We start from the raw sequence: 19,974 nt of genomic DNA, 5'->3' as shown, positions 1-19,974 counted from the left end.
CGGAGCTTCGTTGCGTACGTCGCGCACCCACCGGACATCGTCACACCACCGCGACCTGCATACCTACAAGATCACCCGACTTTGAAATCGCCCTGCAATCCGCGACCGCAAGGGCCGGTCGAGGAGGTGTGTCTCGCCGATGTGAAAATCTGGGGGCCGCGACGCGCGGCGGGCACGATGGCGGGTTGCGACACGGTTGGGCGGGGCTGACCCGCGCGGGCTTGGCCCCCTGGCTCCCGATGGTCGCCCGTATTGCGGTGCGCGAAGGCTGGGACGTGGACCGGCCCCGGACCGTGCGCCGTGCCGGAGCCAGCGCGCTGGCCGCAGAGTTGGCGCAGATCCTGGCCGATGGTGCCCCGTGGCTGCCGCAGTTGATGACGGCAGCGGGAGCGGTGAGTGCGGACCGGACGGGAAAGGTGACGGCCGAGCATCTGCGGCGCGGGGCCTGACGTGTCCGACTGCCTCTCGCAGCGAGGACCGCCGGGCAGGGCGACCATGGGAGGGCAGCGCGCGCTGCTGCAAGGCCTGGTGTCCTCCGGCTGCTGCGGCCGGCTCATGACCGTCGGATACCCCCTGCGGCAAGGCCATGAGGTCGCCGACTACCGCTGCATGACCCGCGTTATGGCGGCCAGGTCTGCCAGTGCATCACCGGTGCCGGCAGCCACGATGCAGTGGCCGAGCTGCTATCGGCCCAGCTCGCTCCGGTCGCCGTCGCGGCCGCCCTCCCGGTCACCGACGTGGCGGTGGATAGCCGTACTGCCGCAGCCATCGCCGCGGTCTCGCACCTCCACGCCGGTGGCGGGGCTGTCCCGGGCAGATGGAGGAACCGATCCAGCTTGCCTCGCAAGACAGCTGCTGATCCGCCTATGCCGAAGGTCTAATTGTGGGTCACTCATCCAGGCGCGACGCTTGATCCATCAAGGGCAGACCGATACGCCAGCACATTCAGGGGCGCAGCGTCGTCAGTTGTCGCCAACTTGGCCGATCAGCCACGCCCCTTGAGGTCACATGGCCCTGCCCATCTAGTAGAAGAAATGGCCACACATGCACAGCATTATGGGTAACTAGAAGTTGGTGAGCCTGGCCGGGTCCGCCCGTAGTATGGCCTCCTGCGCGAGGCGGAGCGGGGGCCCCGGCTCGATGCCGAGTTCCTCCCTGATGACCCGGCGTGCCCCGCGGTACACGCCCAGCGCGTCGCCCTGGCGGCCCACCCGGTACAGGGCGACCATCAACTGCCGGTAGAACGGCTCCCGCAGCGGGTGCTGCACCACAAGGCCCTTGAGTTCCTCGATCACCGCATGGTGGCGGCCGAGAGCCAGGGCGGATTCGATATGCAGCTCGACGCAGTTGAGCCGCTTTTCTTCAGCGACCGCAGCGAACGAGTTGATCTCCAACGAGCCGGGAATTCCGTCCAGAACCGGGCCCCGCCAGACAGTAAGGGCTTTCCCGAGATGCTCCCAGGCAGCCAGGTAGTCGGCCGCGAGGTAACGGGCTCGGCCGCTTTCGTAACGCTCCTCGAACACACGGACGTCGAGATGAGCCTGGCTCAGATCGAGTATGTAACCGGGTGAGACCGTCGCGATCGGCGACGGTCTTCCCGGACTGCTCAGGAGCTTCCGTAATTGCGACACGTAGACACGCAGGCTGGCGGCCGCGCAGCGCGGGGGATGCCGCTCCCACAATTCTGCTACCAGCTTGTCCCCCGGTACGGTCTCCCCCGCCCGGACGGTCAGGAGGGCGAGCAGTTTGGCAATCTTCGGTGGTGCCGGTGTCAGATCGACGTCGCCGCGGATCACGCGCAGTCGGCCCAGTACCTCGTAGCGCAGCGGATGGTCGGACTGTGCAGAGTGCAGGGACACCTAATTACCCCCTGAATGCGTGTCACGCATTCAACTAGTCGAATCCCCCGTCCCCGAAATTAGGCTAGCCCAGTGGTCGTTACGTGGTCATTAAAAGGAAGATAACAGCCGAGACGGGGCCCGAATGTCTCATTCCAGCCCCAGAAAGAGCCGAAATTCAATTATTGAAACGCCCCCCGCGACGAGCCGTGGGACGGCGCGAGGCGGCCGGCTCGAGGAATCACCTCTGCCGACCGCCTCGGGTCCGGACCTTGCCGCAGATCAGGCCGCGGGCACCTGCTCAGCTGCGAGTGTCCCGGCCAGCCAGGAGAACAAGCGGTCGTGGAACAGCCCCATGGCACCCGAGTGGCAGTGCGCGCCCCCGCCTTCGTCCGCCGTGAAGACGTGCAGCGTCTTGGCGTTGTTCAGCCCCGTGTACACCTTCTTCGCGTGTTCTAGGCCGGCGAAGAACATGTCCTCCTCGGCATCGAGCACCAGCACGGGGCAGCGCACCCGTCCGACGACCTCGGAGAGGTTGAAAGCGGGCATGAGGCGCAGCAGTTCGGCCGGTGTTCCGGCGCCGAACGTCCACATGGCCTGCCGCAGCAGCCAGCGGGTGAACGTCTGCTGAACCGCGATCCCGTACATCACCGGGTTGGCGAAGTCGTCACAGCCCTGCTCGACCCACTCCAGCACGAACGGCGGCAACGCCACCACGTCACCGAGCTGCCAGACCGCGTCGTGCGCCACACATCCGGCCAGCCGGTGCTCGAACGCCGCGGCCCGTACGGCCAGCAGGCCGCCGAGACTGGTGCCCATCAGAACCAGGCGCTCGGGGTCCACCCCCGGCCGGTCGAGCGCGAAGTCCACGGCCGCCGTCACCACCTTCTCCCAGTCGGGCCGGAAGGTGAGCTCCTGTTCGCGCAGCACCGAGCCCTGCCCCGGGCCCTCCAGACAGAGACAGTGGTAACCGCGGGCGAGAGCGGCGGCCGCAACGAAGAAGTACCCCTCTTCGAGCGTGGAGTCGATCCCGCCGTGGTGGATGATGGTCGGCCGGGGCCCTGCGGAGTCGTCCGCCCGGTAGAAGTGGCCGGGCAGCCAACCACCCTCGTACGGGATCCTGACGAAGTCCGGTGCGTTCTCCATCAGTTGGGCGGCCTGGGCGAATGTGTCCCTGGAGAGCCGCATCAGCCGGATGGCCTCGGGGTCACGGGTGGGATCGTCGCGCAGGAAGAACTCGGCCGTGCGGTAGTAGTTGTGCGCGCGCAGCAGCGCGGCACGCGCGTCGACGGGCCGCTGCTCGCCGAGTGCGGCCGTTCCGAGCCGGTGTACGCGCTCGGCCAGTGCGGTCCACTCCCGCCGCCAGGCGTCGGTGTCGCCGTCGGGGATGCGCGAGGCGACGGCGATGATCTCGCCGAGCTGTGCGCCGCCGAAGTCCGCGTAACCGGCGGCGCGCAGCGCCTCGTAGTCGAAGGCCGGATCGTCGAAGAGGAATTTCATGGCTGCGGCTCCTGGGGGGAGGGAGTGGTACAGGGTCCGTGCACGGCCGTCCCGTACGCGCAAGCTGCTCAGCCGGACGGGAGTTCGGGGTGAGTCCTCGTGCCGTTGAGGAAGGTGTCCACGATCGATTCGGCGAACGCTGCGGACTCCACGGTCTTCTGACGGAGAATGAGCCGGGAGAGCATCGGCCCGGTGAGCAGCTCGATGGCCTGGTCCACATCCAGGCCGGGGCGCAGTTCTCCGCTGTCCATGCCTTCCCGCAGCGCCTGTCGCAGAGCGTCGCGCCGGGCGGCGGTCACCGTGTCCTCGAAGCGCTCCACCAGCTGCGGGCGGCGCACGGCCTCGCCGAGGAGTCCGGCGAGCAGGCGGTGCAGGTTGGTGTCCTGGCCGCGATGCCGGATCTGGTCGGTCAGACTCACCAGCTTGTCCCGCAACGGGAGTCCGTCCAGCGGCGGGGCGGGCAGATCGAGGCAGCCCAGGGCGGCGAGTACCAGTTCTTCCTTGTTGCGCCAGCGGCGGTAGACGGTGGCCCGGGCCACCCCGGCGCGCTGCGCCACCAGGTCCATGGAAAGGGCGCTGAAACTGCGGCCTTCGCCCAGGAGGCCGAGGGTGCTCTCCAGGATCGCGCGGTCGGCGGCGGGATCGCGTCGCCGACCGCCCCTGGGCATGCCGCCCTCGGCCTCCGGCTGGGTGTGTGCCGGCATGCAGACCTCCGGGGGCCTGGACTCGCGGGGAAGAGGTGGTGCCCGAACTGCCTTTTCTTGCCGTGCAGTTCGAAGTTAAGCCCGGGTTCGTACCGAGTCAATGGTGTATCGATACAAGCTTGACTCGTATCTCGCCCTCAGGACGCCGAACACGGCCCCACCGCACACGCGACGAGGAAGTGACCTGCGACGGTGCCGCTGGTGAACCGCCAGTCCGGCGCAGCAGGACAGTGCCAGAGACCGCCGTCCCGGCTCGCCTGGCCGGGCTCGAAGCGGACACCCGAGAAGTCCAGTCCGAGCCCGATACCCAGGGCCTTCGCATACGCCTCCTTGAGCGTCCACAGACGTACGAGCATGCGATTGCGCTCCGCGTACGGCAGTGTCGCCAGCGCCGCCAGCTCGTCGGGGTGGCAGACGCGCTCGGGCAGTCCGGGCGTGAGCAGCGGCCGGTCCTGTGCCTCCACGTCCACTCCTATCCGGCGCCCCCTGGCGACCCCGACGAGCAGGAGGCCGGCGGTGTGGCTGATTCCGCCGTCGAAGCCCGCCGGGGCACGCACGAGAGGGCGCCCGTGCGTGCCCCGGCCCAGCACCACGCCCGCCGGATCCGCGTCCCCGGCGGCGGCGACGGCCTGACGCAGCAGCAGTCTGGAGCCGAACAGCCTGGCCCGTACGGTGGGTTCACGTGTGGACTGATACCTGGACCAGTCCGCCCCGAGCAGTTCACGTGCGGGCGGGCACGGGGCTGACGCCCAGTCCGCCAGCCGGCCGTGGCACAGGGCGTACCCGTGGCGCCGCGCGTTCTCCCGGACGGCGCCCCAGCGCCCGGATGCCGGGAGCCGCCCGGACTCCGGGAGCAGAGGGCCGACGGAAAGGCCCGCCGCGGCCGATCGGTCCATCGCGCTCTCCTGCCGTCAAGGCCTGATTTCTGCCTTCGTCGCGCCGCCAGAAGGCGGCACCGCGTGCCAACACGGTGGGTGCGCGGGCACACACCCACCGTTGTATCGCCTCCGTCGGACTCCGTCCGAGGAACGCCGGACCTGCGACGTGCGCTTCAAGCACGCCTTTACACGTCCTTTTCACTGCCCTCCAACGATGAAGGAACAGATGGCACTTGGTGCCTTGCAAGGTCGGCGACAGGGGAAGAAATGCACCGGACACTGACGGACGCCGTACGCGCCGGCGTGGAACAGCACCCCGAGCGTGACGCGTTCGTGTATCTCCACGAGGATGGGCCGGTCATGAGGCCCGAACGGCTCACGTACGCGGAGCTGGACCGCCGGGCCCGGCTGGTGGCCACCCGGCTGCACCGGGCGTCCAAGGGCGACCCCGCCCGCCCCGTACTTCTGCTCTATCCGCCCACGCTCGACTTCGTGACCGCGTTCCTGGGCTGCTTCTACGCCGGGCGCACGGCCATCCCCGCCCCGCTCCCCGACGAGCCCGGAGAGCGGCTCGCCCGGGTCAGCGGCATTCTTCGGGACGCCTCGGTGGGGGCGGTGCTGACGCTGCCTCAGCACCAGCAGGACCTCGCCGCCTGGCTGGCCGCCTCCGGCGAGCAGGATGTCGTGTGCCTGGGGGTGAGCGGCTCGGACAGCGGGGATCCCGGCCTGTGGTTCCCGCCCGACGTCCGGAACAAGGACGTGGCCTTCCTGCAGTACAGCTCGGGCTCCACCAGTGAGCCCAAGGGCGTCATGGTCACGCACGCCAACCTCGCGGCCAACCAGCTCGCCATCCAGCGGGCCATGGACACCCCGCACGGCGTCGTCACCGGCAGCTGGCTGCCGCTGTACCACGACATGGGTCTCATCGGGATGACGCTGCACCCCTTGTGGATGGGCGGCACGAGCGTGCAGATGTCACCCATCTCGTTCATCAAACAGCCGCACCGCTGGCTGCGCATGATCAACGACTACCGCGTCGAGGGAACCGCCTCGCCCAACTTCGGTTACGAACTCTGCACCCGCCGGGTAACCGAGGACCAGTCCGCGGGGCTCGACCTGTCCAGTCTGCGAGTCGCCCTCAACGGTGCCGAGCCGGTGCGTGCCGACACGATCCGCGCCTTCACGGCACGCTTCGCCGCCCACGGACTGCGTCCCCAGGCCATGCTTCCCAGCTACGGGCTGGCCGAGAACACGCTGCTGGTCTCCGGCGGCGACACCGACCGGCCGCCCGTCGAACTGCCCGTGGACGCCCAGGGGCTGGAACAGGACGAGCTCCGGCCCGCGCAGGAGGGCCGGGCGGCCAGGACGCTGGTCGGCTGCGGCTGCCCGGAGGGCACCGACGTCCTCGTCGTGGACCCGATGACCCGGGAGGTGTTGCCGGACGGCCGGGTCGGCGAACTGTGGCTCCACGGCCCCTCGGTGGCGGCCGGCTACTGGAACCGCCCCGAGGACACCACCGCCGCCTTCCGGGCGACGACGGCGGACGGACGCGCGGGGTACTTCCGTACCGGCGACCTCGGCGCCCTGCTGAACGGGGAGCTGTACGTCACCGGGCGGATCAAGGAGATGCTCATCCACCACGGCCGCAACCTCTACCCGCAGGACATCGAGCAGGCCGTCCAGGACTCGGGGCCCGCCTTCCGGCGCGGCGGCGGCGCCGTGTTCACCGTCTTCGACGCCGGAGCCGACCGCGCTCACGTCGTCGTGGTGCAGGAGCTGCGCGCGCAGTACCACAGCGAGCCGGAACTGCCGGCACTCGGCGCGTCGGTACAGGTACTGCTGAGCCGCCAGTTCCAGCTGCCCGCCGCGAGCGTGGTGCTGGTTCGCCCCGGTGTGATCCGCAAGACCACCAGCGGCAAGACGCAGCGCACCCTCATGCGACAGCTGTTCCTCGACGGCGCCCTGCCCGTTCTGCACCAACGCCTGGAACGCCCGGTCGCCGCCCTGGTCGCCGGAAGCGCAGCCGAAAGCACCGCCGGATCCACGTCGATGGCCACTCCCGGCCGCTGACCACCCCGGCCCCTCAACGGGCCCGGACACCGAGAAGAGGTACGCCATGCCCATCGTCCCCGAAACCCGCACCGAAGCCCGCCCCGAGAACTTCGACTTCGCGTGGTACGACCGGACGGCCGCCGGCCTGGAGGAGTGGCTCACCGACCGTGTGGCCTTCCACCTGCACCGGTCCGCCGAGGACATCGATCCGACCACGCCGCTCGCCGACTACGGAATCGACTCGGTCGCGGCGATCGGTATCTGCGGCGAGATAGAGGAGCGCTATCGGCTGCCGGTCTCCCCGACGATCGCCTACGACTTCCCGACCGTCCGCGCGATAGTCGCGCACCTCGCCGAACGCATCGCCGACGGTGGCGCCGGAGGGTCGTCATGACCGAGCGCGAGCCGGTCGCGGTCGTCGGCCTCGACTGCCGCTTCCCCGGTGCCCGCGACGCCAAGGAGTTCTGGGAGCTCCTGATGGAAGGCCGGGACGCGACCCGGCGCGTGCCGGACCAGCGCTGGGACGCGGACCGCTACCACGCGCCGTCCCAGGCCACTCCCGGCGGTGCCCCGGAGGCTCCGACACCCGGCCGGAGCAACACGGTGCGCGGCGGCTTCATCGACGACCCGGACGCCTTCGACCCCGCTTTCTTCGGAATATCGCCGCGGGAGGCCGCCGCCATGGACCCGCAGCAGCGATTGCTGCTGCAGTCCTCCTGGCGCGCCATCGAGGACGCGGCGATCGCCCCCGAGGACCTGGCCGGCACCGCCACGGGGGTGTTCGTCGGAGTGATGGCCAACGAGTGGGCGTTTCTGCAACTGGCGGAGTACGACCGGATCACCGCACGCCACGGTTCCGGCAACGGCTACTTCATGGGCGCCAACCGGGTCTCGTACCACCTCGACCTCAAGGGCCCCAGTCTGGCGGTCGACACGGCCTGCTCCTCATCGCTCGTGGCCGTCCATCTCGCGGTCCGTGCGCTGCGCGCGGGCGACTGCGACTACGCCCTGGCGGGAGGCACCAACCTGGTGATGACACCCGTCATCAACATCTTCTACTCCCAGGCGGGCCTCTCGGCGCCCGACGGGCGATGCAAACCGTTCAGCGCGTCGGCGGACGGCATCGGACGGGCCGAGGGGGTGGCCGTACTGGTGCTGCGCCGGCTCGGCGACGCCCTGGCAGACCGCCAGCCGGTGTACGCCGTGCTGAAAGACAGCGGCGTCAACCAGGACGGCCGGAGCAACGGGATCACCGCGCCCAACCGCTGGGCACAGCAGCAGCTCATCGAGGGCGTGTGGCGGTCCGCCGGCGTCACCGCGGACGACATCCGCTTCATCGAGGCGCACGGTACCGGAACGCTCCTCGGCGACATGATGGAGGCGCAGGCACTCGGCCATCTGACCAGCAGCCGCAGCGACGGGACCATCGCGCTGGGGTCGGTCAAGAGCAACTTCGGGCACGCCGAGGGCGCGGCCGGAATCGCCGGGGTCGTCAAGGCCGTACTCGCCCTCCACCACCGGACCGTGCCGCCCAGCCGGTTCGCCGAGGACGAGAACCCCAAGCTCCAGCTGGCCGATCGGCGGCTGTCGCTGCTCAGATCCCCGCTGCGGCTCCCGGCGGGCAGTGTGCACGCCGCCGTCAGCAGCTTCGGCATGGGCGGCACCAACGCGCACGCGGTCCTGTCCTCCGCGCCCCGAGCGGTACACCGGCCCGGTGGCCGAGCCCCGGGCGTGTTCACCGTCTCCGCCCGTTCCGCGCAGCAGCTGCGTCCCAACCTGCTCGCCCAGGCCCAGGCGCTGGCCCGTCTGCCCGAGGACCGGCTCGCGCAGCTGTGCTGGACCAGCAACCGGGTCAAGTCCCGGCTGCCGCACCGCGCGGCCGTCGCCGCATCGGGCCTGTCCGAGCTGGTGGCGGGGCTGCGTGAGGCGGCCGAGCACTCCGGCGGCGGGCCGGGCCGCGGCGCGCGGCGGCCGGCACCGGCGGTGGCGTTCGCCTTCACCGGGCAGGGCGCGCAGCACCCGCGGATGGCCGCCTCCTGGTACGACTCCTCCCCCGTGTACGCGCGGCTTTTCGACGAGATCGACAAAGCGCTCGCCGGCCACCTCGGGCTGTCGGTGCGCGACGCGGTCCTCGACGGCGACCCCGGCATCGACCGTACGGGCCTGGCCCAGCCCGCGCTGTTCGCGGTGGAGTACGCGATGGCGGGCACGCTCGTCGAGGCCGGTATCCAGCCTTCGTTCGTCATCGGGCACAGCATCGGCGAGTTCGCCGCCGCCTGCACGGCCGGGGCGCTCGACGCCGGGGATGCCGCCCGGCTGGTCGCGCGCCGGGGTGCCCTCATGGAGGCGCTCCCCGAGGGGGGCGGGATGCTCGCGGTCCCCCTCTCCGCCGCCGACGTGGGCGTACTTCTGAGCGAGCACCCAGGGCTGTGTGTCGCCGCGGTCAACGGCCCGGACAGCACGGTGGTCTCCGGTGACATCACCGAAGTGGCCGCGCTGCTCGCCGTGCTGGCCGATCGAGGCGTCGCGGCACGGCCACTGACGGTCTCGCACGCGTTCCACTCGCCGCTGATGGCGCCCGTCGTGGAGGAGTTCCGCCACGAGGTCGCGGACGTGCCGGTGCGGCGGCCCGCCGTGCCCGTCTTCTCCACCCTGCACGGGCGCCGGCTGGCGGACGACGAGCGGATGGGCGCGGACTACTGGGCGGAGCAGATCACCGCGCCGGTACGGTTCGCCGACGCCGCGGCCGCGCTGTTCGCCGCCGGGGCGACCCATGTCGTCGAGATCGGTCCGCGCGCCACCCTCACCCCGCTGCTGGCCCGCCTGAAGCCGGACTCCGGACCCCCGGTGAGCTGCCACGCCGCGCACCGGGGAGACCATGCGCCCCGGCACCGGCTGCACCAGCTGCTCGGGGAGCTGTGGTGCGCCGGGCTCACCCCCGACTGGGACGCGCTGTACCAGAACGCCGACCGGGTGCCGCGTCGGTTGCCGCCGTACCTCTTCGACGACACCTTCCGCGCCTGGCGCGCCGGCGCCCCCTCGGCGCTGCCCGCGTCCGGCCCCCTCGCACCCCTCACGACGGACGCGGCAGACGCCGTCCCGCCGGTGGCGGACCGTGCGGAGGCCTCGCCGGCGGTCGGAGCCCGTGTCTTCCCGCGGCACGTCCGCGAGGTGACGCACCGTCTGGTGTGCCGGGTCGGCGGACACGCACCGTCCGCGGTGCACGTCAACTCGCGCCTGCACGAAGACCTCGGCTTCGACTCGATCCAGGTGATGGAGCTCAAGACACGGATCGAGGACGAGCTGCCGCAGCTCGGCAGCCTCCCCGTCGAGGAGCTGCTCGCGAGCCTGGAGACCGTGGGCGACCTCACCGGCTTCCTGAGCGACCGCCTGATGGCTCCGGCAGCTTCCGCACCGCCCCTCCCCGTACCGGCAAGCCCGGAAGGAACGCACTCATGACCGTGACTGCCGCGTACCTGGCCTCGGTCGGCACCTGCCTGCCGGGCGAGCCGGTGGACAACGCGACACTGGCCAAACTGGTCGGCGTCGACGAGCAGTGGGCCGACATGTTCATCGGCAACACCAGCCGCTACTTCGCGGTGGACCTGGCGACCGGTCAGCTGCGGCACACCCTGGCCGACCTCGCCGCGACCGCGGCGGACCGCGCCCTGGCGCAGGCGGGCCTCGAAGCGGGCGACATCGACTGCATCGTCATGGGCACGGCCACCCCCGACCAGCTGATGCCCGCGACCGTGAACCTGGTGGCGGACCGTCTCGGCATCGACAACGTGCCCACCTACCAGCTCCAGTCCGGGTGCGCCGGGGCCATTCAGGCCATGGACGTGGCCCGTACGATGCTCCTCGCCGGGCGCTGCGCGACGGTGCTGGTGATCGGTGGCGACGTCTGCGCCAAGCACCTGGAGACGGACTTCGACCCCGGCTCCCGTACCTCCGCCGAGCTCGTCAACTACGTGCTCTTCGGCGACGGGGCCGGTGCCGCCGTACTCAGCGCCGAGCCGCTCGGCCAGGGCATCGCAGTCCCCCAGGTACTGAACCGGCTGGTCGGCCTGGGCAGGGAGCCCGGGCAGGTCATCGACTGGTTCGGCCTCGCCGACCGGCACAGCGACCGGACGGTGGTCTCCGAGGACTACAAAGCCATCGAAGCGGCGGTGCCGGTCATGGCGTCGCAGATGTTCTGGGAACTCCTCGACGGCCTGGGGTGGTCGGCCGAACAGGTGGACTACCTGCTCCCGCCCCAGCTCTCCGGCCGGATGAGTGACCGCATCTCCGCATCGATGCCCGCTCCCCGGGCACGGCGCATCAACGTCGTACGCACCGTCGGCAACAACGGCAACGCCCTGCCGTTCCTCCAGCTCGCCGAACTGCTCGAACAGTGGCAAGGTCCCGGTCGAGCCGTCACGGTCGCCGTGGAGTCCAGCAAGTGGATCAAATCCGGTATCGCCCTGGAGCGCACATGACCACGACGGAACACACCCGAGCCGACACCGTCGCCGGCGCGAGCGGTGCCTGGCAGGACCCCGGGGCGCTGCGCACCCTGCGCGGCCTGTACGCGGACGGCCGGCTGGAAGAGGAGTACGGAGCCGTCCGGGCCCTGCTCACCCGGGTACCGGACAACGATCTGCCGGCCTCGGGCCAGCTGCTGGCCCGCCTCGACCGGGAGGCGGTCCGCCGGCATCACCCGGATGTACCCGTCGTCACGGTCGCCGTCACCGGCCAGTCCACGGTCGCCCCGCTCGTCGGTCCGCTGACCGCCGAACTGGCCCGGCACGGCGTGCTGCTGGAGCCGGTGCTCTCGCCCTACGGCTCGTACCTGCACGACCTGCTGGGGCCCGGCAGCCCCGGCGTGACGGGCCCGGGCCCCCAGCTGACCCTGTGCCTTCTCGACACGCACACGGTCTTCGAGGAGGTGCCCGTGCCCTGGCGCGTCGAGGACGTCGAGTCCGCCGCACGGGCCAGACTCGCCCTCATCGGCAAGGCCGTCCGCTCCCACCAGGACAGCGGCCGCGGACCTTTGGTGCTCAACACCGTGCCGCTGTTGCACCGGCACACCCACCAGCTGGTGGACCGCCGTTCCCGGGCCCGGCTCGGCGTCGTGTGGCGTGAGTTCAACAGCGGGCTGCTCGCTCTCGCCCAGGAGCATCCGGGCCTCGTCGTCGTCGACCTCGACCCGCTGGTGAGTGGGGGGACTCCGGCCTACGAGCCGCGCACCGGCCTGTATGCCAAGGCCCGGCTGGCCGAGGGGCTGCTCGCCGGGTACGCCCGGGAGATCGGCCACCTCGTGCTCGGCCGGCTGGGCAGGACCCGCAAGTGCCTGGTGCTGGACCTGGACGGAACACTGTGGGGCGGGGTGCTCGGCGAGGAGGGGCCGGGCGGCATCGAGCTCGGTTCGGGGTTCCGCGGGGAGGCCTTCGCCGAGTTCCAGCGGGTGCTCGCCCAGCTGGGCTCCCAGGGCGTACTCCTCGCCGTGAGCAGCAAGAACGACGCGGAGGCGGTACGTGAGACGCTGCGTGAACACCCCTCGATGCTGCTGCGCGAAGACGATTTCGTGTGCGTCAACGCCAACTGGTCGGCCAAGCACGACAATCTGCGCGACATCGCCGAGCGGCTAGGCCTGGGCCTGGACAGTTTCGTCTTCGTGGACGACAGCCTCTTCGAGTGCGGCCTGGTCCGGGAGCAGTTGCCCGAGGTTGCCGTGGTCCACGTCGACGAGGAGCCCGCCCTGCACCCGGCGGCGCTGCTCGCCGACGGCTGGTTCGACCTCGCCGAGCTCACCGATGAGGACCGCGAACGGGCAGGCCGCTACCGCACCGAGGTCCGCCGGCAGGAGTTCCGCGAGGACGTCGGCTCGTACCAGGACTACCTCGACGGTCTCGGGATCGAGGTCACCCTGCGGCCACCCGCTCCGGCGGAGACGGCGCGGGTCTCCCAGCTCACCCTGCGCACGAACCAGTTCCATCTGGCCACCGAGCGCATGCAGGTGACGCAGGTGCACGCCTGGTCGGAACGTCCCGGCCACAGCGTGCTGGTGGTCCGTTCCCGCGACCGGTTCGGCGATCAAGGGCTGGTCGGGGTGGTGTTCCTGCGCCGCGTGGGAGAGGAGCTGCGCATCGACAACTTCGTGCTCAGCTGCAGGGTCTTCTCCCGGGGCATCGAGAGCGCCTGCCTGGGCGCGGTACTCGCCCACGCCGGCGCCACGGGCGCCCGCAGTGCGACCGGCCGCTACCTGCCCACGCCCCGCAACACCGCCTTCGCCTCCTTCTACACCGACCACGGCTTCGCCCCCGGCGGGCCGGACCCGGACGATCCCGATGCCCTCTTCTTCCGGCACGACCTGAGCGACATCGCCCCCGCCCCCGCCCATCTGCGGCTGCACGCCGACTTCGAGGGAGACACGACATGACCACCGCCATCGCCGACGCGGCGGAATTCTGCACGCTGCTGGAGGAGGAACTCGGCTTCCACCTCACGCCCCAGGACCTCGACCGCCCCCTGGACGACCTGCCGGAATGGGACTCGGTGCACCTGCTGCGCCTGGTCACGGTCGTGGAGAGCCGTACGGGACGGCGCCTCCCGGTGGCCGGCCTGCTGGAGGCCTCCACCTTGCGGCAGATGTACGAGGTGGTGGTACGCACATGACCGTGACCGTGACCGCGCCCAGCGCGACGCCGACGGCCTGCCTGGTCCGGACCCCCCGCGAGGACGCCCCGCTGCGGCTGTTCTGCTTCCACCACGCGGGCGGCGGGGCGTCGTTCTTCGCGCCGTGGCATGGACGGGTGGTGCCGGAAGTCGACGTGGTGCCGGTGCAGTTGCCCGGCCGCGAATCCCGCTTCCGCGAACGTCGCTTCCACGACGTCCGGACGCTGGCCGAGGCACTCGACCGCGAGCTCGCCCCCTGGCTGGACCGTCCGTACGCCGTCTATGGGCACAGCATGGGCGCCCTGGTGGCCTTCACGCTGGTGACAGCCCGGATACGGGCCGGTGGCCGGGCGCCGCACACGCTGTTCGTCGGCGCCTATGCGGCACCCCACCTCACTCCGGCGCTGCCGTCGGCCGACGGGTACGCGGACGACGAACTCGCCCGCTTCCTGGTGGACATCGGGGGGCTGAGCCCGCAGTTCCTCGGCCGGCCCGACTGGCTGCGGGCCATGCTGCCGGTCGTTCGGGACGACCTGCGGATCTGTGCCAGTCATGACCGGGCGGGGCTGCCGGATCCGGCCGACCCGGAGGTCCGGCTGCCGCTCGACGTCCAGGCGTTCGCCGGTGCGGACGATCAACTGGTTGCTGCGGACGGCGTGCGGGCGTGGGAGCGGTACGCCCGGCGCTTCGAGATGACGACCGTGCCGGGGGGCCACTTCTTTCCGCGCGAGGCGCCCGACGCGTTCTTCGACGTACTCAACCGCTCACTGACCGGACTTATCCGCGGGCCGGGCGGACGACGCGGGGAACGCGGGTGATCCGGCGCGCGATCTCCTCGGTGTTCTTCTCGTACAGCGTGCGCTGGTCCCCGATGCCGGGCATGACCCACAGCGGTCGCGACGCGCCGTCGGCGAAGGCGAGACCGCCGGTGTCGGGCCGCAGCCCCGTCAGGGTGAGGGCGAACGGTTCGAGGTAGTCGATGTCGTTCCCGGAGGTGAGGCGGAAGGGGCGGTCGTGGCCGGGGTAGATGACATCGGCCAGGCCGACGACCCGTTCGATGCTGAGCGCGGCCTGGTCGGCATCCCAGAAGACGAGCGGGTTGCGCCGTGTCTGTGCGACGTAGGCGAAGTGCAGCGCGTCTCCGGTGATGGCGGCCCGCCCGGCCTCGGTGTCCACCAGTACTCCGATGCTGCCGGGCGAGTGGCCGGGCAGGCCGACGACAGTGACGCCGGGGATGATGTCCTGCCCGTCGACGACCTCCCGCACCGGGAGCTGCTCCAGCAGGAGCCCCGTCCAGGCGGGAGTGGCCCAGTCGCTGGCGTGCGGGGTGTGGGCGTACCGCCGCTCGTCGGGGTGGATCAGCAGGGTGGCGTGCGGGAAGAGGTCGATGTTCTGTACGTGATCCCAATGGGCGTGCGTGAGGACCACGGTGTCGATGTCGGCCGCCGTGAGGCCGCGGGCGGCGAGCGCGTCCCACAGATGGGGGCGCCGGCCGACGTGCGCGGCGTCGACGAGGATGTTCCGGGGGTGTCCGGCGGTGTCGGTGCCGCGGACCAGGAACACTCCGCAGAAGGCGGGATAACCCTGGTCGGTGTCGATGGCGTAACCGGGCAGGAGGATGTCGATCGTCGGCATGGGACTCCCTCGTCGGTGGCTGTTGGCAGGTGTACCGCGGCCGCGGGCCGAGGCCCCGGCCCCGGCATCAGCGGTCCGCCGTCGCGCGGATGGCGGCGCGGAGCCCTTCGAGGCTCCGTGGATTCGTGAGTGTGGACAGGTCACCGGCCGGATCGCCGGTGACGCAGTCGCGGATCAGCCTGCGCATCACCTTTCCGGTGCGGGTCCTGGGCAGTTCGGGTACGGCGAGTACGCGGCCGGGCCGGAAGGCGTGCCCGAGCGCGGCGGCCACCCGCCCGCCGATCCGGTCGGCGTCGGGTGCCGTCAGTACTCCGCCGGCAGGCACCACGAAGCACCAGAGCGCTTCCCCCTTGATGCGGTGCGGCACCCCGACCGCCGCCGCCTCGGCCACGGCGGGATCCCCGAGAACGGCGTCTTCGACCTCGGCAGGCCCCAGCCGCTTGCCCGCCACCTTGATCACGTCGTCCAGCCGCCCGTGCAGGAACCACTCCTCGCCGACGCGCGAGGCAAGATCGCCGTGGGACCAACGGCCCGGCCGCCGGCTGAAGTACGCATCAGCGAAGCGCTCCGGCGCCCGCCAGAGTCCACGGGTCATCCCCGGCCAGGAGCGCCGCACCACCAGTTCCCCCGGCACTCCTTCCGCGGCCTCCCGGTCGGCCGCGTCGACGACGACGGCGTCGATGCCGAGGCAGGGACCGGTGAAGCTGCACGGCGACTGCGGCACGGTGGGCGCGGAAGCCAGCAGGGACCCGCCGACCTCCGTGCCTCCGCTGATGTTGATCACGGGGCAGCGCCTGCCGCCGAGTTCGGCGAAGTACCAGTGCCAGGCGTCCTCGGTCCAGGGTTCCCCGGTGGAGCCGAGGATCCGCAGCCGGGACGGGGCTGCGGGGAGCGAGTCCCGCGTCATCATCGCCCGGGACAGGCTGGGCGAGCTGCCGAACACCGTCACCCCGTGGCCGCCGAGCAGCTGCCAGAGCCTGTCCGGCCCCGGATGGTCGATCGCACCCTCGTAAGCCAGGACACAGGCGCCCGCGAGGGTGCAGCCGACCGCGATGAGCGGGAACATGATCCAGCCGGGGTCGGTGACCCAGAAGGCCACATCGTCCGGGCGGACGTCGAGGTTGTAGCGGACTTCCGAGCCGACCTGGAGCGGAAAGCCCCCGTGGGTGTGGACCGCGCCCTTGGGCCGGCCGGTGGTGCCGGAGGTGTGCATGAGGAGGAACGGGGCGTCGCCCGGCAGCGGGACTGTCTCGGCGGGTTCGGCCGCGGTCAGGCGACTCCAGGAAACGGTCGCCGGCCGCGGCGCGGGGGTGCCGTCGGGCTCGTCGCTCAACTCGGCACCCACGACCACCAGATGGCGTACCGCCGGCACCTGGTCCGCCGCCGTACGGGCAGTCGCCTCGATGTCGTGCCGCGTGCCGCGCCGTGTCGTGGCGGCAGCCGTGACCAGGACCCCCGCTTCGGCGTCGGCCAGCCGTACGGCGAGCGCCTCGGAACCGAAGCCGGAGAACAGCGGCACGAGTACGGCTCCGACGCGGGCGCAGGCGAAGAGCAGTACGAAGGCTTCGGGACCGGGTGGCAGGCAGGCCGCCACCCGGTCCCCCTCCCCCACCCCGAGGCCACGGAGTCCGGTGGCGATCCGGGCGCTGAGCTGCGCCACCTCGCCGTAACGGAGCAGGCCGCCGGTCCCGTCCTCCCGTTCCCAGCGCAACGCGACGGCGTCGGCGCGTCCCTGCTGCACATGCCGCTCGAGGCAGGAGTCGACGAGGTTGGTGCGGCCGCCCGGGAACCAGCGGGTGGCGGCGATGCCGCCGCGGTCGTCGAAGACGCGCAGCGGCGCTTCGCGCCAGACGACGCCGATGTCACGGGCTGCGTGGGTCCAGAACCACTCCGGATCGGCGGCGGACCGGCGTTGCAGTTCGCGGTAGTCGTCGATGCCCTGGGCCCGGCAGAAGGCCGCGACGTTGCTCTGCTCGGTCAACTCGCGGCTCGGGTACCAGGCGTACTCACCCATCAGACACCGCCCGGGTTCTCGATCAGGGCCGCGATGCCCTGTCCGCCGCCGATGCACAGGGCGATCACGGCGAACCGCCCTCCCGTCCGCCGCAGTTCGTGAGCCGCCTTGAGCAGCAGGATCGTGCCCGTGGCGCCGATGGGATGACCGAGCGCGATCGCCCCTCCGTTCGGATTGACCCGTCCGGGGTCCAGCCCCAGGTCGTCCATCACGGCGAGCACCTGGGCGGCGAAAGCCTCATTGAGTTCGATCACCGCGATGTCGTCGGGGGTGAGGCCGGCGCGTTGCAGGAGTTTCCCGATGGCCCCGACGGGCGCGAATCCCATGATCTCCGGTTCGAGTGCGGTGACGACCACGTCGCGGAGCAGGCACAGGGAGGGAGCTTCGGCACCCGGACCGGCGCCACGCGTCAGCACCACCGCGGCGGCGCCGTCGTTGAGCCCTGCCGAGTTCCCGGCGGTCACCGTGCCGCCCTCCGTGAACGCGGGAGCGAGCGTGGCCAGCTTCTCCACCGTCGTGCCGGGGCGGGGGTGTTCGTCCTGTCCGCACTTGCCGGCCCGAGTGATCACAGGAATGATCTGGTCGGCGAACCGCCCCTCCGTGAGCGCCACGGCGGTCCGGCGCTGGCTCTCGGCGGCCCAGCGGTCCTGCCGGTCGCGGGAGATGCCGAACCTCTCCGCCACGCGTTCGCCGGTCAGGCCCATCGGACCCTGCGCGAAGGGGTCGGTGACCAGTGAGACGGTGCCGTCCGTCCGGGGCTGCCCGGGGAGTTCGTCGGCCGCCCGCTCGCTGTAGTCGAGCAGCGGCTGGCGGGTCATCGACTCGTTGCCGCCGGCCACCATGACGTCGGCCTCGCCGAGGGCGAGTGTCTGCGCTGCGGACCAGACGGCCTGAAGACCCGAGCCGCACAGCCGGTTGACGTTGTACGCGCGGACATGGACCGGCAGCCCGGCGGCCAGGGCGGCGCGCCGCGCGTTGAACGCCTCCGGCCCGACTTGGCCCACGCAGCCCAGGACCACTTCGTCGACCGCGTCCCGCTCGAGGCCGGCGCGTACGACCGCTTCCTGGATCACCAACGCACCCAGCCGGTACGCGGGGACCGAGCCCAGCGCGCCTCTGAACCGCCCGACGGGCGTACGGGCCCCTTGGACGACGGCGATGTCGGGCAGCATCAGAGGTCACTCCTTCGCAGTGGCACGGATGAGGAGGGCGTCCCGGTCGGGCCGTATCAGGAGCATCGAGATGACGCCTCCGGCGATCAGCAGCCAGCCTGCGAGGTCGAACGCCTGGGCGTACCCCGTCGCTTCGCTCGGGGCGGCATCGATGATCCGGCCGGTCACATACGGCGCGAGCAGGCTGGAGAGGGCGGCGAGGGCGTACGACAGGCCCAGGGCGGCGCTGCGCCGGCCGGGCGGGCAGATGTCCGCGATGGCGGAACTGGTGAGCGGTGTCTGCCCGTTGCCGGCGGAGAACGCGACGACCAGCAGGGGCAGCAGGAGAACGGCGGGGCCCACGCGGGTGGTCATCAGCAGGCAGACCCCGGCGAGCAGCGGCAGGGATCCGCCGAGCAGGCCTTGGGCGACCCGGGCCGAGGTACCCCGGCGCAGCAGCCGCTGCGCGACGGCTCCGGCCGTGAGGACCAGCAGGGCCATCGAGACTGCGGGCAGTCCGACGATCCCGCTGATCTCCGCGTCGCTGAAGCCCGCCTGCTCCTCCAGGAACAGCGGCAGCCAGGCGAAGCCGAGCGCCAGGGTCCACATCACCGTGAAGGCGGAGAACGTGGACCCCACCCAGGTGCCGGTGGTGACGATGCGCCGGAAGGGGATCTCGTGGTCGGTCCTGCTCCGGGTGGCCCCGCTGCGTCCGGTTCCGCGCCGTGCGGCCCCCCTCCGTGCGGCGACGGAGACGGCGTCGGCGACCGGGGCAACGGCCGGCAGCGCGGGGGCCGATACTGCGGTATCCAGAAGTGCGGCTGCCGTCGGCAGTGCCGTGTCCTGCGGTGTGCCGACCGGACGTTCGCTCTCCGGCCGCGCGCCGTCGAACCCCGCCGTGTACGGCCCGCTTCCGCCGAGCCGCAGCCAGACGATCACCCACAGGATCCCGATACCGCCGAGCAGGCCGAAAGCCGCGCGCCATCCGAGGGTGTTGCTCACCAGGATGACCAGCGGAGCAGCCACCACGGTGCCGCCCGCCCCTCCGGCGACCACCACGGCCGAGGGCAGCGACCGCTCCTTCTCGGGAAACCAGGTGAACGCCGTGTAGTTGGCCAGCGGGTACCCCGGCCCCTCACCCGCGCCGAGTACCACGCGGGTGGCGACGAGGATGCCGAAGCCCGCCGCCGGGAGCAGGATCGGCAGCTGTGCGGCGGCCCAGACCAGCGCGAGCGCGGCGAGCAGCGGGCGGGCGCGGACCCGGTCGCCGAGAAAGCCGACCGCGACGGCCGAGACACTGAACAGCAGGTAGAAACTGCTGGCGATCACTCCGAACTCGGTGGCGGTGAGCCGCAGATCGTCCTTGATGGGGCCGGCGGTGAGACCGAGTACGGCCTTGTCCGCGGCATTGATCACGATGAAGAGGGCCAGGACGGCCAGAACGGTCCTGGCCCGCCGCCGGCTGCACGGGGTCGTCGCCGGTGGCGCGTCGGTCTCGAGCTTCATCACGACCCCCTCTCCCCCGGAACGGAACGGCACCGTTCC

16 protein-coding genes are annotated in these 19,974 nt (G+C 71.3%); 8 read left to right on the top strand and 8 right to left on the bottom strand.

Annotated elements, in window-relative coordinates:
* Positions 1-185: 185 nt before the first annotated feature.
* Positions 186-449, top strand: coding sequence for a hypothetical protein (locus tag AB0M62_RS19340; RefSeq protein WP_366075444.1), 264 nt, complete (start codon positions 186-188; stop codon positions 447-449).
* Between the two features lie 615 nt (positions 450-1,064).
* On the opposite strand, the gene AB0M62_RS19335 is transcribed toward AB0M62_RS19340, so the two are convergent.
* The 4 genes from AB0M62_RS19335 to AB0M62_RS19320 all read right to left on the bottom strand — a co-directional run bounded on the left by AB0M62_RS19335 (position 1,065) and on the right by AB0M62_RS19320 (position 4,938).
* Positions 1,065-1,859, bottom strand: a complete 795-nt coding sequence (locus AB0M62_RS19335) for an AfsR/SARP family transcriptional regulator (protein WP_366075443.1) — start codon at positions 1,857-1,859, stop codon at positions 1,065-1,067.
* A gap of 261 nt (positions 1,860-2,120) precedes the next feature.
* The gene (locus AB0M62_RS19330) at positions 2,121-3,338 is read right to left on the bottom strand and encodes an alpha/beta fold hydrolase (RefSeq protein ID WP_366075442.1); all 1,218 of its coding nucleotides are present in this window, start codon (positions 3,336-3,338) and stop codon (positions 2,121-2,123) included.
* A 68-nt stretch (positions 3,339-3,406) separates the two neighbouring features.
* Complete coding sequence (locus AB0M62_RS19325) at positions 3,407-4,042, bottom strand: TetR/AcrR family transcriptional regulator (RefSeq protein ID WP_366075440.1); 636 nt, start codon at positions 4,040-4,042, stop codon at positions 3,407-3,409.
* A gap of 137 nt (positions 4,043-4,179) precedes the next feature.
* A complete protein-coding gene (locus AB0M62_RS19320; protein WP_366075439.1) occupies positions 4,180-4,938 on the bottom strand; it encodes a 4'-phosphopantetheinyl transferase superfamily protein in 759 nt (252 codons plus the stop codon).
* Between the two features lie 249 nt (positions 4,939-5,187).
* On the opposite strand from AB0M62_RS19320, the gene AB0M62_RS19315 reads away from it, so the two are divergent.
* Genes AB0M62_RS19315 through AB0M62_RS19285 form a run of 7 tightly spaced genes read left to right on the top strand, consistent with a single transcriptional unit; the run spans position 5,188 to position 14,447 of the window.
* A complete protein-coding gene (locus AB0M62_RS19315) occupies positions 5,188-6,990 on the top strand; it encodes a fatty acyl-AMP ligase (protein ID WP_366075438.1) in 1,803 nt (600 codons plus the stop codon).
* A 46-nt stretch (positions 6,991-7,036) separates the two neighbouring features.
* The gene (locus AB0M62_RS19310; RefSeq protein ID WP_366075437.1) at positions 7,037-7,366 is read left to right on the top strand and encodes an acyl carrier protein; all 330 of its coding nucleotides are present in this window, start codon (positions 7,037-7,039) and stop codon (positions 7,364-7,366) included.
* Positions 7,363-10,431, top strand: a complete 3,069-nt coding sequence (locus tag AB0M62_RS19305; RefSeq protein ID WP_366075436.1) for a beta-ketoacyl synthase N-terminal-like domain-containing protein — start codon at positions 7,363-7,365, stop codon at positions 10,429-10,431. Before AB0M62_RS19310 ends, AB0M62_RS19305 begins: the two co-directional genes overlap by 4 nt.
* Entirely contained in the window at positions 10,428-11,450 is a 1,023-nt protein-coding gene (locus AB0M62_RS19300) for a 3-oxoacyl-ACP synthase III family protein (RefSeq protein WP_366075435.1), read from the top strand. Before AB0M62_RS19305 ends, AB0M62_RS19300 begins: the two co-directional genes overlap by 4 nt.
* The gene (locus AB0M62_RS19295; protein ID WP_366075434.1) at positions 11,447-13,393 is read left to right on the top strand and encodes an HAD-IIIC family phosphatase; all 1,947 of its coding nucleotides are present in this window, start codon (positions 11,447-11,449) and stop codon (positions 13,391-13,393) included. The genes AB0M62_RS19300 and AB0M62_RS19295 overlap by 4 nt, the downstream gene beginning before the upstream one ends.
* Entirely contained in the window at positions 13,390-13,629 is a 240-nt protein-coding gene (locus AB0M62_RS19290) for a phosphopantetheine-binding protein (RefSeq protein WP_366075433.1), read from the top strand. Before AB0M62_RS19295 ends, AB0M62_RS19290 begins: the two co-directional genes overlap by 4 nt.
* On the top strand, positions 13,626-14,447 hold the full coding sequence (locus AB0M62_RS19285; RefSeq protein ID WP_366075431.1) for a thioesterase domain-containing protein: 822 nt from the start codon (positions 13,626-13,628) through the stop codon (positions 14,445-14,447). The genes AB0M62_RS19290 and AB0M62_RS19285 overlap by 4 nt, the downstream gene beginning before the upstream one ends.
* On the opposite strand, the gene AB0M62_RS19280 is transcribed toward AB0M62_RS19285, so the two are convergent.
* The 4 genes from AB0M62_RS19280 to AB0M62_RS19265 form a co-directional block, all read right to left on the bottom strand.
* Positions 14,407-15,264, bottom strand: coding sequence for an MBL fold metallo-hydrolase (locus tag AB0M62_RS19280; RefSeq protein ID WP_366075429.1), 858 nt, complete (start codon positions 15,262-15,264; stop codon positions 14,407-14,409). The genes AB0M62_RS19285 and AB0M62_RS19280 overlap by 41 nt on opposite strands.
* Before the next feature lie 67 nt (positions 15,265-15,331).
* A complete protein-coding gene (locus AB0M62_RS19275) occupies positions 15,332-17,278 on the bottom strand; it encodes an AMP-binding protein (RefSeq protein ID WP_366075428.1) in 1,947 nt (648 codons plus the stop codon).
* Positions 17,278-18,450: a thiolase family protein gene (locus tag AB0M62_RS19270; protein ID WP_366075427.1), complete on the bottom strand. Its 1,173-nt coding sequence runs from the start codon at positions 18,448-18,450 to the stop codon at positions 17,278-17,280. The genes AB0M62_RS19275 and AB0M62_RS19270 overlap by 1 nt, the downstream gene beginning before the upstream one ends.
* A gap of 6 nt (positions 18,451-18,456) precedes the next feature.
* Positions 18,457-19,935: an MFS transporter gene (locus AB0M62_RS19265; protein WP_366075425.1), complete on the bottom strand. Its 1,479-nt coding sequence runs from the start codon at positions 19,933-19,935 to the stop codon at positions 18,457-18,459.
* Positions 19,936-19,974 lie beyond the last annotated feature (39 nt).

The organism is Streptomyces sp. NPDC051219, from assembly GCF_040682335.1.
Taxonomy (GTDB): domain Bacteria; phylum Actinomycetota; class Actinomycetes; order Streptomycetales; family Streptomycetaceae; genus Streptomyces.
The sequence above is the reverse complement of the archived record's forward strand: the minus strand, read 5'-3'. Positions and strand labels throughout refer to the sequence as shown.